Consider the following 17,088-nt stretch of genomic DNA (forward strand, 5'->3'; position numbering starts at 1 on the left):
TAATATGATAAGTGCTAGTAACAATTTATTGGAAACAGATAAAATAATTGAGATTATGGAGAATATTATTGCTACAGGGGGAGAGTGTAAGCTAGTTGTTACAGGAAATAGTATGTTTCCGACATTAAAGCATAAAAGAGATAGTGTGATATTAGTCTCTCCAAGTAAAAGATGTGTTAAAAAAGGTGAGATAGTATTCATTCAGAGAGAAACTGGAGAATATATTTTACATAGAGTGTATAAAATCTATGACGATTACTTCATTATGAATGGAGATAATCAGGAATGGTGTGAAAATGTAAAGTTTGAGAATGTTATAGCTGTGGTAAAAAAAATAGTTAGAAAAAATAAAGAGATATCCTGTGATAATCTGATATATAAATTTTATGCTTATATATGGATGATGTTGAAAAATCATAGAAAGCAGATATACAGATTATATAGTTATATTAGAAGTAAATAGGAATAAATTTTTATGTGTAAGTTTAATAAGTGAAATAGGGAGAGTTAGATGAGTAAGAGAAATAAGATTATATGTGGAGTAATTTCTAGTATATGTGCTGTAGCAGTTATATGCTGGGGTGTTATCTATAATGAAAATAAAGAAGTATCAACATCTGTCACTAATTCAGGTGAAACAACAGAGTTTGCACAAGGAGAGGTAAAAGAAATAGAGAAACCTACTGAGGATTCACTTAACATAAATAGTATTCCTGGATTTTCAAATCAGATTTCAGCTACAGTTACTGAAATAGATAATGATGAAGAAATTCAAAATGGTGAAATTGTAGATAGTAATAATCAAAGTACAGCCAATATAGGAATACAGCTACCATTTACTGTACCTGGTACAAGTATGGAGGTTTTAAGTGTTGGACAATACACAGGACCTTTTGTTGAAGATGGAAGTGATACTCCATCAGGAAATATATTATCAATAGTAGTCAAAAACAATTCAGATGAAATGCTTCAATATGGAGAAATACATTTGAATGTTAATAATAATAATACAGCAATATTTAAATTATCAAATCTTCCTGCTAAAACTTCAGCACTTGTAATTGAATCTACAGGAGCTATTGAGTTTAGTAAGGATAATACATATGAATTTATTGATTCTATGTATGCATCATTAAGTGAAGTTTCACTTATGGAAGATAAAATCGAAGTTAACGGAGGGGATAATGAAATAACTATTAAGAATATATCAGGAGAAGACCTGGGAACGGTCTATGTGTATTATAAATATATTCAAGAAGGTGGAGCTTACTTAGGGGGAATCACTTATAGGACTAAATTTGAAAATGTTACAGCAGGTGCAGAAATAAGTGAAAAGACATCACACTATTCAAAGACTACAAGTGAAATATTGATGGTAGACTACATCAAATAGTTATTCTTTTTGAGGAAATTTATTTAAGTTAAATGCCTAAGCAAAAATTAATGCTTAGTATTTATAAATAAATTTAAGAAAGGGGAATGAAAGTGAGGAAGTCAAAGAAGAAATTATTAGCGATGTTACTTGCCGGTACAATGGTATTTGGGATGCTGCCAAGTAATGCTTTTGCTAATAACGAACAAGACCCAAATTCTACTGTTGTAGATGAAACTGTAACAACAGATGATTCTACAAAGTTGGAGGAGGAGGGAGATACTAACCAAGGTAAAACAGAAGTAGAAGCTCCAGTAGAAGAAGCAAATCCACAGGAAGCTGAAACAGAAAATAAAACTGAAGAAGCTTTACCAGAAGATAATGCAAATACTGAAGTTGCAGTTGACTTAAGTCTAGAAGAAATAAAACTTCAAAAGACTGAAGAAATAAAGGCTGGAGAAAAATATATCATAGTTTATGATAACAAAAAAGCCCTATCTACAGGAAAAGATAATATTATAGCTGTACCTGTAGAAATAGAAGGAGATACTGTTAAAACAGAAATAACAAAGAATATAATCTGGACAGTTGATGATAAAGGTAACCTAACAACAGAGGAGGATAAATACCTAACATCTGATTTAGAGTTACAAGAAAAAGTTGAAGAAGGACAATTTTTTAAATTTGATAAAAAGAATGTTTCTTATGAAGAGAATGAAGTTAATACTTATTTAACTTACAATGAAGAAAAAAATAAGTGGAGCTTTGAAGAAAAAGAAAATGAAGCTGTTACTTATTATAATGTAGTTGGACCAGTAGAAACATTAAAAGAACTAACTGAAGAAGAGCTAGACAAAATAGAAGAAGCTAAGGAAACTGAATTACCACAAGAAGATGAAGTAACAAATGAAGTTATTGAGGAAACTGAAGTTGAAGAAGATGAAATAACTGAAGGGGTTAACGATGAAGTTGTTGATGATTTAGAAGAAGATATTCCTACAACTTTTGTATCAGGTAATATTACCTATGTTCTTGACACTGATGGTGTTGATTCAGGTAGTGAATATTTAATAGTTGCGCAATCAGAAGATGATTATTACGCATTAAAAAATAATAATGGAAGTATTGCAACAAGTAATAAGCTTACAGTTAATGGGACTAATGTAACTGATATAGCTGATGCTTCTCTATGGACAATTACTAGAAGTAATAGTAATTATAAAATTAAAAATGGAGATTATTATTTAAGGATATTAAATGGCGATAGTTCATTTGGATTAAATTTAAATACAACTAATAGTAATAATGGATTAGTTATAGGAAGAAATGGAAGTAATTATAGGATAAGTGATAGTTATTGGCAGAATAGAAAAACTTACTATTCATTATTGCAATTTTCAGGTAGTGTATGGAGTAATACAACAGGTAATAATTCGCTTGCCAATATGTATTCTATTCAATTGTATAAAAAAGTTGAAAAAGTAAGTGTAACTGTTAAGTATTATTTAAATGGAACTGAGTTAGAAAATATAAGAATAAATACTACTGAGAATAAAAATTCTACGTACAATATCCTAAAACCAAGTGAATTTAATGGATATAGTTTTCAAAAGATATTAGTAAATGGTACACCACAAAATAGCGAAATAAATAGGTTTACAATTACTGAAGATACAATAATAGAATATTATTATTATAATCCATATGCTGCTGATGATAAGTTATACCCAGATGATACTGATGATGGAGGGCAATACCCTCAATATCCTAATGAAGGTTCTGTAAAAATTGATAAAAATGCAACAAGTAATGACTTTAGAGGAACAGGTGTTGCAAAAGTTGAACTTGGAGTGACTGGGGTGCCTGTTAAAAAAGGCGTAGATGTAGTTCTTTTATTTGATGTATCTACAAGTATGAACGATAATGTTAGTTCAACTGATTCAACATCTAAATTAGAAGCAGCTAAAGATGCAGCAAGTGATTTTATAGATTCCGTACTAGGAGATAATGCTGATGGAACAAAATCTAATAATCGTCTTGCTTTAGTAACTTTTGCTGGATGGAATAATGAAGCTGGGAATGAAGTACTATATGGATTGAAAAATGCAAACTCAAAAGATGCAATAAAGAGTACAATAAATTCAATTGATAATACTTACAGTGGTACTGATTATGATTATGCTTTTGAAGAAGCTAATGAAATATTAGATACAGCTGACCCCAATAGAGAGACTTATATTGTATTTATGACAGATGGTGCTCCATCTGAATATTCAGGATACAGATTTGGTCAAGATAATTTTGTAAACAATGTTAACAATAATTTATTAACTGGTGCTGAGGCTTCTAAAACTTCAGGAGCAAAGGTATACTCTATAGGATTTGGATTAACTAATGCAAGTAGCGATAGCAACAATGGATTTACACCTAATCAAGCAAAAGCTATTTTACAAAAAATATCATCTGGTGACAGCTATTATGTATCAGCAGATAGCCAGAATGAAATAAATTCAGCTTTTAATAATATAGCAATGCAAATAAGAAAAGCTGGTACAAATGCAGTGGTTACAGATAAGTTAGGTGCGGCATTTAATCTTCAAACATCAAACACTATTCCAAAGAATGAAAATGGCGCTATTACAATAAAACCTCTTGGATTTAATCCAGTAATAGAAGTTTTAGAGTATGATTTGTATACTAAAGCAGATATAGGAACAGTAGTTGGGGAAGTTACAATAACAATTGATTATGTTGGAACTCGTAAACCAGGTGATCCTAAAGTTGTTGAAAGAATAACGTTTAGTGCAGATGGTAAAACTGCTACATCTAACTTAAAGGATACTGATAATATAATAGATACTAACGGAGATATAGTAGCTGAAAAATTTGTTTATGATGCTTCAGAAGAAACATTTATATGGAATATTGGTGATGTAACTCAAAAGGGTATAGCATTAAGTTATTATGCCTACCTAGAAGGTTCTCAAGAAGGGAATCGAACTGATGGTTTATATGATACAAATCAATATGCAAAACTAAATTATGATAATTATTTAGGTACTCCTTCAGAAAAAGTTTTTGAGAAGCCTAAGATGCCTTGGGGTGCAGCGCAAGTAACTTATGAATTTTACCTAGTTAACTCACAAGGTAAACCAGTTAATGCTAAAGGTGTTGAAGTTCCGTTTGAATATCGTGTGAAAATTTCAGACCCTATAGCAATAAAGTTTAATTGGAATAATGGAACAACTATAACTGGTGAAGTTGTAGCTAAGGATTTAGTGCCAGCAGGATATACACTTCATATACAAGATACTAAATATACTGTTAATGCAGTAAGTTCAGGAAATGGTAGTTATACAATAGCAGGTACTATTCCAAGTAATTCACAACAAAGTACTAAGCTTGCAGGAGAACATGATGAAGGATTTACTTACTCATCAGTTGCTTTTGGTGTAGTTTATTCTGCAAAATTAAATCCTGATACTATTGTGTTGGATTATGGTAAGTCAGTTAATATTGATGTAATTAAAAATGACTTAACACAAGATGCTAAACTTCATTCAATAGCTAAAAAAGAAGGAACAGATTTAGGTGGAGTTGTAATTGGTAGTGGACAAGATAATGATGGAGTTAACTTTACTGATAAGACTGCAACAGATAAGAATGGTAGAGCGGAAGTAATTGATAGTAATGTAGTTAAATATACTCCAACAAAAATGATGGATAGTATAGATAGATTTTATTATTCAGCAGAGGTAAAAACTATTGATACAGATGGAAAGGAAACAACTTTCTATCAATATGAAGAGTTAACAGTAATGCCTGCAACTACAGTATATTATGAAGATAATTTCGCTCAAGGCGAAGAAAACGGAGGCGGAATTAAGTTTGAAGGGGTATGGACAACTGTAAATGATGCAGGAGAGACTATTATAGGTGGAATTGCTCCGGATAAAAATGATGTTCAAGATAATGGAACAGTAAATAAAGATGAACATCCATATGGAAGTGATAACAGTTATAAGGGAGATAGTAAGTTTAGTAACGGTTCTGCAAGAGTAATTAAAGGCAATGGAACTTCTGAGACTTCAGCTTCATTCATCTTTAAAGGAACAGGATTTGATTTAATAAGTAGAACTAATACTAGTACTGGATCTATAATTGTAACTATAAGTAAGAAAACTGGAATTAATGACAATAATGAGTCAGTGTATGAACAGGTTAAGAAAACTATTGTAAATAATCAATATCAAAGTGGTGACTTATATCAAATTCCTGTTATCAATTTTAGTGGTTCATATGAAGAATATAAAGTTGATATTATAGTTGGAAATACTGATTTTTATTTTGATGCTGTAAGAGTGTACAATCCGTTAGGATTATCGGTTACAGATAATGGTGATTTTGAAGAAGCGTATAGACAGTATTTAGCAGATGGAGAAGCTAATGCTCAAATTCAAGAAATTAGAAATATATTATTAGATTCTGGTGACTTTAGTGCTGGAAAACAAGTTACAGGAGCTGTTTTTGTAGATATAGATAAAAACGTAACTGATATCGGAATATATGATAATAAAGGACCTAATAATGAAGTTTATTTAGATAAAGGTCAATCTATTGCATTTAAGGTAATAACAACTGGTGATCCAAGAACAATACAACTTGGAATTAAATCTCCAAATGGTACAAATTCAAAGGTTGTTATAGATGGTAAGAGTGAAAATTTAAATATAAATACTGCTACAGATATGTATTATGATATAACTGATGCCATTCAATTCACTGTTAATAATGATGGATCAAAGGAAGGTATAGTTGTAATTACTAACGATGGAAGTAGTGGGTCTATAATATCAATTACTAATTTAAAGATAACTTATGGTAGTGCTGGGCAAACATCTTCAATAGTATCTGATTTAGAAACTGTAAGATATGCCAATATGGTAAATTACATTAGAAGTACTGTTAAGTCAGATGATGTAAATAATGATGGAGTAGTAGATATACTTGATTTAGCTAATGTAGGAATAAATAATAATGAAGAAGTTAAATTAGGTGTAAGCTACGATATTTATAAATTTGATGTAAATGGCGATGGTGTAATAGATATGAGCGACTTAGAGTTTTATAAAGGAACATTAGATAGGTATTAAGATACTATTTCTAGGAGGTGCGAAATGAAGAAAAGGTATAAAAAGCCACAAATATTTATGGAAAGCTTTCAGGTTTCAGAGTTTATAGCTGCAAATTGTGCTACTAATCAAAATGCATTACCATTAGAAGAATTAGATCCATCTAAACCAACTGAGTTTGGAGGAGTTACTTTGTTTAATGTAGATGGTTGTGAATATGGGCAAAGTGATTTTACTTTTGCTGATAATGATAAACCTTGTTATGATATTCCGGTAAGATCATTAAGTACACATTCTTAATAAAAGAGGGTGGCTATATTATATAGATATGGCCACCTACAATATTATTATTTAAATGTACATTAGCAAAGGGCAAAATAAAGTGAAAGGAAATATAATGGAGAGAGTTTATAAGATAGCCGATAAGAAGATCAGATTACATATACCTTATAATAATTATGAGGATAAACATATAGAATTATTTAGACATAATTTAAGTGGAAATGAAAATGTCGATATAAATTATAAAACAATATATAAGAGTGAAGTATTTACTTCGGATAAAGAAAAAATATGTGAATTTAAGGATTTGAAGGTTTATAGAAATGATGATAGAAGTCTTACATGGAGATTTATAGATGTTAATAATGATGAGACGTATTCGTATTTATTAGATAAGGATGATAGTAGTAAGGAAATATATATACCAGAAAATAAAGATAGAAAACTATATGATGCTGGAGAAATATTTAGAAGAATAAATATTCAAGGATCATTACTAAGGAAGGGTGTTATTATACTTCACTCAAATTTCATTATACATGATAATGAAGCAATTTTATTTACAGCACCATCAGGAACTGGAAAATCAACCCAAGGTTCTCTTTGGGAAAGGTATAAAGATGCTGAGGTTATAAATGGAGATAGGTCTACAATTGCATTAAAAAATAATGAATATTATGCATATGGATTCCCTTTCAGTGGATCATCTAATATATGTAAAAATAAAGAAGCGAAGCTAAAGGCTATAGTTGCTATTGAACAAGCTAAAGAGAATTCAGTTAGGAAGTTATCTGATATAGAAGCTTTTAAATTTTTATTTAAAGAGATAGCTATTAATAGGTGGAATAAGGAAGAGGTTAAGATTGCAATGACATTGATAGAAGAATTAATAAGTAAAGTGCCAGTTTTATTTCTTTCATGTAGACCAGATGAAGAAGCAACAGATGTACTATATGAAGAATTATTGAGATTATAAAAATATATAGGGTATAAATAAATTAGATTATTATGATAACTAATGGAGTTTTAGTTATAGTTTATATATATTTGGATAAATACAAGGAGGAGAAGGGGATGGCAGAACCATTAACATTAAGATACTTATCAGCTAAGGCTGCAAAAAATAGAATTCCGCTAAGTGGCACTTTTGAATTATCACCATGTTGTAATTTGGATTGTAGAATGTGCTATGTCAGAAAATCATATAAAGAAGTAATGGATTTTGGTGGGGAGAAAACAGTTGAGCAATGGCTAAAACTTGCAAGAGAGTGTAAAGAAGCCGGAATGTTATTTTTACTTTTAACAGGAGGAGAACCTTTCTTATATAAAGGCTTCAGAAGATTATATACAGAGCTTAAAAAGATGGGTTTTATGATTACAATAAATACCAATGGAACTTTAATAAATGAAGAGGTTGTACAGTGGCTTAAAAATGATCCACCAAGCAGGCTTCAGATAACATTATATGGTGGATCAAATGAGACATATGAAAGATTGTGCAGAGATAAGAATGGATTTGACAAGACCACGAAAGCAATAAGATTATTAACAGAAGCTGGCATATCAGTAAAAATAAATGCAAGTATGACTCAGTATAATATTGATGATATACAGAAGATATATGAATTTGCAGAAGAAGTTAATGTGTATGTACAAGCATCTACATATATGTTTCCACCAATTAGGAAAAATAAGGATGCTATAGGAATAGGGGATAGATTTACTCCAAAAGAAGCGGCATCTAATTTGATTAAGATTGAAAAACTTAGATTATCTAAAAAAGAGTTTGAAGATAAGTTAGTTGCAATGAATAAAGGAATAAAAAAAATAAATACTGAATTTGAAGAATGCGATGATGTTTTTGATAATGTATCATCAGAATCTTCTAGTGAACGGGATAAGATGAAATGTAGAGCTGGAAGGTCAAGCTTCTGGATAAATTGGAAAGGTGAAATGACTCCATGCGGAATAATGAATTGGCCAGTAGCTTATCCTTTTAAAGATGGATTGATTAAAGCTTGGAATGATATTATAGATGAAACAGAGAAGATTAGGATGCCAAAGAAATGTACAAGTTGTAAAAATAAAAATGTGTGCTCAGTATGTGCTGCATCAGTAATTACTGAAACTGGCGATTTTAACGTAGCACCTAAGTATATATGTACTATGACTGAGAATATCATTAGGGAAACTGAAAAGGAATATGAGCTTATGTTAGTAAAGTAATAATGAATTGTGAGCAATAATTTTATATAACAAATAGCAAAATAAAGCTAATAATAATTATATATAACAGGCTTATATAGTATTTGGATAACTATATAATGCATGATACAGTGTAATACAATATATAAGGTAATATTGAAAATTTATGAGAGATTATAGAGAACTATCCATAAGGTTTAGAAAGTAGAATTTTAATTTCCAATTTTCTGGACCTCGGAGGTACAAAATAAAGGGAGAGATAATTTATGAAGCTTAATAAGGATTTTATTTTAAGAGAGATAGCAGGTGAGTATATTTTAGTACCAATAGGGGATACACCTTTGAGTTTTAATGGACTTATTACTGTGAATGATGTTGGGGCTTTTATATGGAATAATATTGAAAAAACATCATCAGAAGAGGAGCTACTTAAGTTAATATTAGATGAGTATGATGTTGATAAAGATTCTGCAAAGGAAGATTTAGCTGAGTTTTTAGGTAAGTTAAGAGAAGCAGAAATAATATAGGGTATTTAATTTAAGTTATGGTTTAGATATAGGATGAAAGTTAGTATTTATGAGGAGGGATTGGGAATGAAAAAGGTGATGACCTTTCTAGTGGCATTTTTTCTTTTTACTGTACCAATAAATGCATATGCAGCTGATACTACGGTAGAGGTTAAGGTTGAAGGTGAAGTAAAGAAGGGGAATAATATTAATATTATACTTAATGTTAATGATGTGGAAAATTTTTATGCTGGATCTGTGGATTTTATTTATAATACTGATCAGCTTAAGGTGAATAGTATAAATTCTTCAGAGTTTATTACAGGCACTGATGAAGAGATTATGGAGATTGGTGGAGAAACTGCAAAGAACGGAAATACTGCAAATTATGGTTTTACATTTATAGGTGATAAACCTGGAATAAGTGGAAGTGGAACTTTTGTAACTATTAGTGCTACTGTATTATCTGATGATGAATTTTCAATAAATAAGGGTAATATGCAAGTTAAATTAGTTAAAAAGACAGATGGAACAGTAACTAATTATGGCTATAAGTTTATTGGTATTGGTAATCAAGATACAGATAATGTGGATGAAAATAATAATTCAAATAATAATACTAGCAACAACAATAGTCAAAATAATGATTCACAAACAAATGCAGATATAGTAGCTGATACAGATGAGGATATTGAAGAAACAACAGCTGAAGTTGAGGAAGAGAGCAATAAAAAGTCGTTATCTGATATGATAGCAAATGCATTCAAGGATTTTAATCCATTTAGTAGTGAGACAACTATGCCTAAAAGAGTTATTGAATATTTAGTTATTATTTGTGCAGCTGTTGGGTTAGTGTTTTTGGGTAATTTTGTATATAAAAAGATAGAAGAGAATAGGTAATAAATATAATCTAGTATAAATAAGCCAGCAGAATGAATTTCATCTTTGCCTACCATATAGGTGATGATTCAGAAAGCTGGCTTAAAAAATTTTAATTATTTTAGATTAGTTCACTTGCAATTTCTAGAACTTCATATTTATCTATTTCAGTTAATGATTTATTGTTTAGTTTTAAAATCCTATCACATATATTAAGTGCTGACGGTCTATGTGTTATTATTATGCAGGTTGCTCTATTTGGTAAAGAACTTATTGATCTTAGAACTTTAATTTCTGTCTCAGGATCTAATGATGAAGTTGCTTCATCTAATATTAATATAGGTCTTTGTCTTAAAAAAGCTCTTGCTATAGAAAGTCTCTGAGATTGTCCTTCAGAGATTCCAACACCTTTTTCTCCTATAACAGATTTGATACCATTATCTAACTTTTCGACAAAATCTAAAGCACATGCATTTTTCAATGCTTCTCTTATATCTTCTTCTGTAGCATTAGGGTTACCATATCTTAAATTATCTTCAATAGTACCTGAAAACAATGTATTTCCTTGTGGTACGTATGAAATTAAATTACGGTGAATAGGATGAAGCTTTTTATTTATATCATTTTCTCTTAAGTAAATATTACCACTTGATGGAGTTATAAGCGAAAGGATAAGTCTTATAAGTGTCGTTTTACCTTCACCAGATGGACCAATGAATCCAATAGTTTCTCCATGGACCATTTTAAGATTTATATTATTTAATATTTTAGTGTTGCTATTATAGCTAAAGGATACGTTATTAAACTCAATAGTAGGTTTATTAAAATCATTAGAAATATTTATTGAAGATTTGCTTTCTAATGAAATATTTTCTATTTCTATAAGTCTTTCTGCAGCAGCGATAGTTGATATAAGCCCAGGAATCATACTTGCTAGTGATGAAAATGGACTTTGAACCTTATTATATAGCTGAAGCATTCCAGTAAATGTACCATAAGTTGTTACCCCTTTAGAAATATTTAAAACTCCCCATGTAAATATAGAGAAATACGCTAAGCTTGAACAAAAGCTCATTGATAGAGATGTTAAGGAAGAATACTTAGTATTTCTCATGGCTATTCTATATTTGTTATCTTGAATATCATTAAGTTTTTTCATATTTATATTTTCCATACAAAATGTTTTAATTATCATAATATTTTGTATGGATTCTTGCATAAATGCTTTATATTTCACATCTTCCTCTTGAGCTTCCTTATATAAAATCATAAGCTTACGACTAAAAAGTTTACCGATAATAACTAAGAATGGTCCTATAAAAAGAGCTACTATAGCTATTGATGGAGCCCAATTTATAAGGGTATAAACAGAACCAATAAGGGTGACTGCTAGTGATACAATGCTTGGAATAGTTGTAATTAGTGTAGAACTTATATTTGATACATCAGATGTTATTCTAGTAAGTAAACTAACAGAGTGAATCTTACTTATTTCAAGCCAATTGCTATATTCAATATGTTCATATATTTGTTTTTGAATAGAGTGATTTAGTTTTGTTGATGAATGAGTACTCATAAATGAACGTATTGGGGCTGAAAGTATAGAAATTATAGTAAGAGTGCACATAATAATAAGCCACTTGATTACTTCTTGACTATTATGACTAATAGCAGCATCTATAAGTGACTTAGAAACTATTACATTATATATACCTATCAATGCAAAAATTATATTAAAAATTATATTAAAAATTAAAAAAGGTATTACGGGATTTGAATATGATAATATCCATTTTATTTTTACCCATAATTCTTTTGTTGGTTCAAGTTTCTTTAAATTTTCCATCGGTAAGCCTCCAGATATTATGTAAATTATCTATAGTTAATCAGAATTAATAAAATACAGGAGAGATTTAAGTAAAAATACAAAAATGTAATATTATGGTAACATAAAAAGGGGAGTGATTCAAGTATAATAAGAAGTCTCTATGTTTTATAGAGAGCTCCTTTTTTATAGTTTTCTATATTTAAAATAAACAAAACTAATGTCTATACTTATAGCATATATTTTATCTACTTTATTTAGAATGCCTGGAGTCTTAGAAGGAGTAGGAGCATGGTTCATAACAGTAGCAAGTGAACTATTGAGTGTATAAATAATCATATATGATTGTCTTATATGTTTTTATGATAATAATAAGATATAAAAGAATCGTTAATGTAACTGTTTGATGATATTTATGATAATGAAAGAGATAACTAAAATAATGAATTATGATTAGATATTAGATATGTCTATAAAATTATAGAAGTGATATGTAATAAGAGTATAATAAAAGACAAGGTACAGATAAATGTAACTTGTCTTTTAAAATTATATATTAAACAAGAGAAGAGGAAATTTCATCTTGTTAAAGATGACTAAAATCTTTTATTTTGCTTAGCATGCTCTTCTATTTTCTTTTCATCAGTATAACTATAAGCAGATGTTGGATTATTTACATTGCTCATAGAAGTAGGAAATTTAATTCCAGCAGATGTTATAGTTCCATCAGTTCTATTTTGTTTATTATTTGATTTTGCCAATAGAGACACCTCCATATTTTTAATTTGACGATTACCAATTATAGTTTGTAATCTGTCATCTGTTATTCTTAGCGTATCATTTGAAACTTGTAACTGGTAGATTGTCATTTTTAATTTGTTACTTAGCATTTAATATGTTTTATTATAAATTTGTCATTTGCCATTAGGCATCTGAAGTTTGCAATCTGTCACTTATCATCTATAACATATTGTTCTGGAAAATTATTGTCTTGGATTTAAATCTAATTCATCATCTAAATAAGGTCCTTCTGTATAGTCGAATTCTGGACAAGCTATGTTGTTACATACTATTGGATCTTTTAATGGATTAGGTAGTTTTGTTTCACTTCCATCAGGAGCTTTACTAACTAATTCATGTTCTTCAGGTTTGTACCAAGTTCTTGCTCTTGGAAGATAGTCTCGGTTTTTATCATAAGATTTTTCAATTTCAGCATTTTCTTTTGTTATCTTAGAACTCATAAAAATTCCTCCTAACTGAATTTTTTAAGTTGAATTTATATAAGATTCACTAATATTAATTAACTTAATATTAAGTATCCTATAAACTTAGTATTGCTAAGTGATAAGATTTAATTCATGGCAATTGGAGAAAATAAATATGGTATAATGTTAAGCGAGGTGATTTTATGAGAATATTATTAGCTAGTGACCTTGATAAAACTTTGATATTTGATAATAAGATTTCAGAAGAGAATAAGGATGCTATTAGAAGATTTAAAGAAGCAGGAGGAGTTTTTGCTATCTCAACTGGAAGACCTTACAATGGCGTTGAAAAGGTTATAGAAGAATTAAGAGTTGAGCCGGATTATTTAATTTTAAATAATGGAGCATTAATTATTACAGGTGGTGAGGAAATAGTTCATAGAGAATTTATTCCTTTTAATGTAGTAAAAAATATATTTAATGATATGGACAATGATGAAGTTGTAATTTCTGTAGAGACTGGCTTTAGAACTTATCCAATAGATTTAAGGAGCAAAGGTGCTGAGGCAGCTTTTATATCTGATATAGATTCTACTTTTAAAAATTTAGAGTTAATTGATAAATTAGATGAAGTTTCTGAAGAAGATAAAGAAAAGATTGCTGCAATATCATTATTTTTACCAAGAGTAGATATTAATGAAGTTCAAGCTGCTTGTGATTATGTAAATGATAACTATGGAAATTATGTTATTGCATATAGAAATACAAGATTTATTGATATTGTACCTGCAGGATGTTCAAAAGGTTCTGGAGTTAAATGGGTAAGCGATGAAGAAAATATTGATATTAAGGATGTTTACGTTATAGGTGATTCATGGAATGATGATTCTATGTTTGAAATAACAGATAAATCTTTTACATTTACTTATGCAGAAGAAGAATTGAAAGAAAAGACAAATTACATAGTTGAAACAGTAGCAGAGTGCATTGATAAATATATTTTAAAATAAATTATAAACATATTTAAGATAATAAATTATACTAAATTAGGATAATATTAAAATAATATATAAAAATTATTAATACTAATGTTTAAATTAAAAAATGCAAGGGATGAGGATTAAATTTATGAGAAAAATGTTGGCAAGTGACCTTGATGGTACGCTTTTATTTAAAGGAAAGGTATCTGATGAAAATAAAGAAGCTTTAAAAAAGTTTAAAACACATGGGGGGATTTTTTCTCTTTCAACAGGAAGAGCTTATAATGAAATAGAATCAGTAATTAAGGATATGGATATAAAACCAGATTATTTCATATTAAATAATGGAGCGTTAATTCTTGATGGTAATGCTGATATAATTCATATAAGCAACTTAGATTATAAAGCGATTAAAGAGATAATATCTTATTTGAAGAAATATACTGATATGGTGTCTATTCAAACAGGATTTAAGTCTTATTTTATAGTTTCAAAATTAACAAAATTAAAAATCAAAATTAGAATGATAATTAAAAATTTAGTTTATGGATTAAATTACAAGGATGAAAGGGTCTATGTAAAAAATCTTGATGAAATAGAAAATGTTAAAAATGAAACTTTTACTTTAATGGCTGCTAATTTTAATAAGTATCCAGTAGAAGAAATTCAAAAGGTTGCTGATTACATAAATAATAATTATGGTGACTATGTGGAGTGTTATAGAAATACAATATTTTTAGATATAGTTCCAAAGGGATGTTCTAAAGGTCATGGGGTTAAGTGTGTAAGTGAAATTGTAGATTTACATATGGATAATGTTTATACAATAGGTGATTCGTGGAATGATGATTCTATGTTCCAAGTTACTAAAAATTCATTTACATTTACTTATGCAGAAGAAGGTTTACAGAAAAAAACTACTCATGTAGTTGAAACTGTAGCTCAGTGTATAGACAAATATATATTGATATAATACCCCTTTAAATAGTATTATGTATGTGGGTGAATTATTATAAGGGGATGGACAAATGAAAAAAATAAAAAGATACGCAACATTTTTACTAGGCATAATTATTTTAACGTTAGGCGTAGCGTTAATTGCAAAGGCTGATATCGGAAATGGGTCATTTGACTCAATAAATTTTGGTTTACAGTCAAAGTTTGGAGGGAACCTAAGCTTTTGGGTTGCAGTGAGCTCTTTAATAGCGCTTATAATTGCATCTATAGTAAATAAAAAGATTCCTAATATATTTAGTTTTATAACTGCATATATAGTTGGAGTATTTATTGAAATATGGATTAAGATAACAGAACCAATAGTTATCAATAGTTTAGTTTCTAAGTATTTAGTATTTTTATTAGCAATTGTAATTCTTGCAATTGGAATATCAATATATTTACTAGCTAAATTGCCACCAAATGCAATAGATTATCTAGTACTTACACTTTCTGAAACATATAAGATAAAGCTAGGAACTATAAAGTTAATAGTAGATTTTATATGTATAGTCCTTGCATTAATTGTAAAAGGACCAATAGGAATAGGAACTATATTAGCAACTGTATTGCTAGGACCTATGATAAATATAGTTCAAAAGCCTATAGAAAATATTTTTGTAGGTAAAGAAGAAATTGTAATAAATGAAGAAAAGCTTGCGAGCTAATTTGTAAAGAAAACTTTAAATTACTATAGTAAAAGGGGTGTTTATATATGTATCCAATTAGATTTGAAAACATATATTTTGAAAAGATTTGGGGTGGAAGAGACTTTGAAAATTTTAGAGATAACTTACCAGATGGAGAAATAGGGGAAACATGGGATGTAAGTTGTCATGAAAATGGAACTGGAGTAGTAGCTAATGGAGAGTTAAAAGGGAAGACTTTCTTAGAAATAATAGAAGAGTTTGGACATGATTTAGTAGGAACAAAGGTAAGTACAGAAAAGTTCCCACTATTAGTTAAGTTAATAAACTCAAAAGAAAAGCTATCAGTTCAAGTTCATCCAGGAGATGAGTATGCAAAAACTCATGAAAATTCTTTAGGAAAAACTGAAAGCTGGTATGTTGTTGATGCAAAACCAGGTGCAAAGTTAATAGTAGGAACAAAGAATTGTGATAAAGCAACTTTTGCTAAAGCAATTGAAGAAGGTAGAAGCGAAGATTACCTTAACATAATTGAAGTTAAAAAAGGAGATTTCTTCTTAATAAATAGTGGACTTGTGCATGCTATCTGTGAGGGATTAGTAATTGCAGAAATCCAACAAAACTCAGATATTACTTATAGAGTTTACGACTATGGAAGACCAAGAGAAATTCACGTTGAAAAATCATTAGATGTAATAGACTTTGATTTAGAAGCAATAAACCTTTCAAATAATGAAGTACAAGAATTTGATGGATTCAAGAAGGTTGAATTCTGTGATAGCGAGTACTTTGGAGTTGAAAAGTTTGATATATCTACTGAGTGGTTTGATGAGAGCAATAAAGAGAAATTCTTTATTTTAACTTGTGTTGAAGGTTCAGGAGTAATTGAAGGTGAAAACTTCTCTGAAAAGATTAAAAAAGGAGATAGCTTCTTAATTCCAGCTGCTTTAGGAAAATACACTGTAAAAGGTAAAGTTGAAGTATTAAAGAGCTATCCAAATTAATTATAATTACCATATAAAAAATGGAATTCGTATTTGAATTCCATTTTTTTGTTAT

15 protein-coding genes are annotated in these 17,088 nt (G+C 29.3%); 12 read left to right on the forward strand and 3 right to left on the reverse strand.

Features of this window, described 5'->3' with window-relative positions; genetic code table 11:
- Positions 1-4 precede the first annotated feature (4 nt).
- The 8 genes from H8S10_RS01020 to H8S10_RS01055 all read left to right on the forward strand — a co-directional run bounded on the left by H8S10_RS01020 (position 5) and on the right by H8S10_RS01055 (position 10,397).
- The gene (locus H8S10_RS01020; RefSeq protein ID WP_186837651.1) at positions 5-463 is read left to right on the forward strand and encodes a S24/S26 family peptidase; all 459 of its coding nucleotides are present in this window, start codon (positions 5-7) and stop codon (positions 461-463) included.
- A 48-nt stretch (positions 464-511) separates the two neighbouring features.
- Positions 512-1,393 (forward strand): hypothetical protein, encoded by an 882-nt coding sequence (locus tag H8S10_RS01025; RefSeq protein WP_186837652.1) that lies wholly within the window; start codon positions 512-514, stop codon positions 1,391-1,393.
- A 92-nt stretch (positions 1,394-1,485) separates the two neighbouring features.
- Positions 1,486-6,525 carry a VWA domain-containing protein gene (locus H8S10_RS18025; protein WP_186837653.1) on the forward strand — a complete coding sequence of 1,680 codons (5,040 nt, stop codon included), beginning with the start codon at positions 1,486-1,488 and terminating at the stop codon, positions 6,523-6,525.
- 24 nt (positions 6,526-6,549) lie between these two features.
- Positions 6,550-6,804 carry a hypothetical protein gene (locus tag H8S10_RS01035; protein ID WP_186837654.1) on the forward strand — a complete coding sequence of 85 codons (255 nt, stop codon included), beginning with the start codon at positions 6,550-6,552 and terminating at the stop codon, positions 6,802-6,804.
- Positions 6,805-6,886: 82 nt separating this feature from the next.
- Complete coding sequence (locus H8S10_RS01040; RefSeq protein WP_186837655.1) at positions 6,887-7,762, forward strand: hypothetical protein; 876 nt, start codon at positions 6,887-6,889, stop codon at positions 7,760-7,762.
- A 98-nt stretch (positions 7,763-7,860) separates the two neighbouring features.
- Positions 7,861-9,012, forward strand: a complete 1,152-nt coding sequence (locus H8S10_RS01045; protein ID WP_186837656.1) for a radical SAM protein — start codon at positions 7,861-7,863, stop codon at positions 9,010-9,012.
- A 245-nt stretch (positions 9,013-9,257) separates the two neighbouring features.
- Positions 9,258-9,518: a PqqD family protein gene (locus tag H8S10_RS01050; RefSeq protein ID WP_186837657.1), complete on the forward strand. Its 261-nt coding sequence runs from the start codon at positions 9,258-9,260 to the stop codon at positions 9,516-9,518.
- Positions 9,519-9,584: 66 nt separating this feature from the next.
- Positions 9,585-10,397, forward strand: coding sequence for a hypothetical protein (locus H8S10_RS01055; RefSeq protein ID WP_186837658.1), 813 nt, complete (start codon positions 9,585-9,587; stop codon positions 10,395-10,397).
- 100 nt (positions 10,398-10,497) lie between these two features.
- Here H8S10_RS01055 and H8S10_RS01060 read toward each other — a convergent pair whose 3' ends face one another.
- The 3 genes from H8S10_RS01060 to H8S10_RS01070 form a co-directional block, all read right to left on the reverse strand.
- Positions 10,498-12,222, reverse strand: a complete 1,725-nt coding sequence (locus H8S10_RS01060) for an ABC transporter ATP-binding protein (protein ID WP_186837659.1) — start codon at positions 12,220-12,222, stop codon at positions 10,498-10,500.
- 575 nt (positions 12,223-12,797) lie between these two features.
- Positions 12,798-12,962 (reverse strand): hypothetical protein, encoded by a 165-nt coding sequence (locus H8S10_RS01065; protein ID WP_156334262.1) that lies wholly within the window; start codon positions 12,960-12,962, stop codon positions 12,798-12,800.
- A 222-nt stretch (positions 12,963-13,184) separates the two neighbouring features.
- Positions 13,185-13,442, reverse strand: coding sequence for a hypothetical protein (locus tag H8S10_RS01070; RefSeq protein ID WP_055266141.1), 258 nt, complete (start codon positions 13,440-13,442; stop codon positions 13,185-13,187).
- Between the two features lie 167 nt (positions 13,443-13,609).
- On the opposite strand from H8S10_RS01070, the gene H8S10_RS01075 reads away from it, so the two are divergent.
- The 4 genes from H8S10_RS01075 (at position 13,610) to manA (ending at position 17,033) form a co-directional block, all read left to right on the forward strand.
- Positions 13,610-14,416 carry an HAD-IIB family hydrolase gene (locus H8S10_RS01075; protein WP_186837660.1) on the forward strand — a complete coding sequence of 269 codons (807 nt, stop codon included), beginning with the start codon at positions 13,610-13,612 and terminating at the stop codon, positions 14,414-14,416.
- 118 nt (positions 14,417-14,534) lie between these two features.
- Positions 14,535-15,359, forward strand: a complete 825-nt coding sequence (locus tag H8S10_RS01080; protein ID WP_186837661.1) for an HAD-IIB family hydrolase — start codon at positions 14,535-14,537, stop codon at positions 15,357-15,359.
- A 55-nt stretch (positions 15,360-15,414) separates the two neighbouring features.
- Entirely contained in the window at positions 15,415-16,050 is a 636-nt protein-coding gene (locus H8S10_RS01085) for a DUF6198 family protein (protein ID WP_055266147.1), read from the forward strand.
- A gap of 47 nt (positions 16,051-16,097) precedes the next feature.
- Positions 16,098-17,033: a mannose-6-phosphate isomerase, class I gene (manA, locus tag H8S10_RS01090; RefSeq protein WP_186837662.1), complete on the forward strand. Its 936-nt coding sequence runs from the start codon at positions 16,098-16,100 to the stop codon at positions 17,031-17,033.
- The last annotated feature ends 55 nt before the right edge of the window (positions 17,034-17,088 follow it).

Origin of the sequence: Clostridium sp. NSJ-49 (genome assembly GCF_014287725.1) — a bacterium.
Taxonomy (GTDB): domain Bacteria; phylum Bacillota; class Clostridia; order Clostridiales; family Clostridiaceae; genus Clostridium; species Clostridium disporicum_B.

Coding starts and splice junctions, on each gene's coding strand:
- H8S10_RS01020 (WP_186837651.1), top strand. CDS start 5: ATGATAAGTGCTAGTAACAATTTATTGGAAACAGATAAAATAATTGAG.
- H8S10_RS01025 (WP_186837652.1), top strand. CDS start 512: ATGAGTAAGAGAAATAAGATTATATGTGGAGTAATTTCTAGTATATGT.
- H8S10_RS01035 (WP_186837654.1), top strand. CDS start 6,550: ATGAAGAAAAGGTATAAAAAGCCACAAATATTTATGGAAAGCTTTCAG.
- H8S10_RS01045 (WP_186837656.1), top strand. CDS start 7,861: ATGGCAGAACCATTAACATTAAGATACTTATCAGCTAAGGCTGCAAAA.
- H8S10_RS01050 (WP_186837657.1), top strand. CDS start 9,258: ATGAAGCTTAATAAGGATTTTATTTTAAGAGAGATAGCAGGTGAGTAT.
- H8S10_RS01055 (WP_186837658.1), top strand. CDS start 9,585: ATGAAAAAGGTGATGACCTTTCTAGTGGCATTTTTTCTTTTTACTGTA.
- H8S10_RS01060 (WP_186837659.1), bottom strand. CDS start 12,222: ATGGAAAATTTAAAGAAACTTGAACCAACAAAAGAATTATGGGTAAAA.
- H8S10_RS01070 (WP_055266141.1), bottom strand. CDS start 13,442: ATGAGTTCTAAGATAACAAAAGAAAATGCTGAAATTGAAAAATCTTAT.
- H8S10_RS01075 (WP_186837660.1), top strand. CDS start 13,610: ATGAGAATATTATTAGCTAGTGACCTTGATAAAACTTTGATATTTGAT.
- H8S10_RS01080 (WP_186837661.1), top strand. CDS start 14,535: ATGAGAAAAATGTTGGCAAGTGACCTTGATGGTACGCTTTTATTTAAA.
- H8S10_RS01085 (WP_055266147.1), top strand. CDS start 15,415: ATGAAAAAAATAAAAAGATACGCAACATTTTTACTAGGCATAATTATT.
- manA (WP_186837662.1), top strand. CDS start 16,098: ATGTATCCAATTAGATTTGAAAACATATATTTTGAAAAGATTTGGGGT.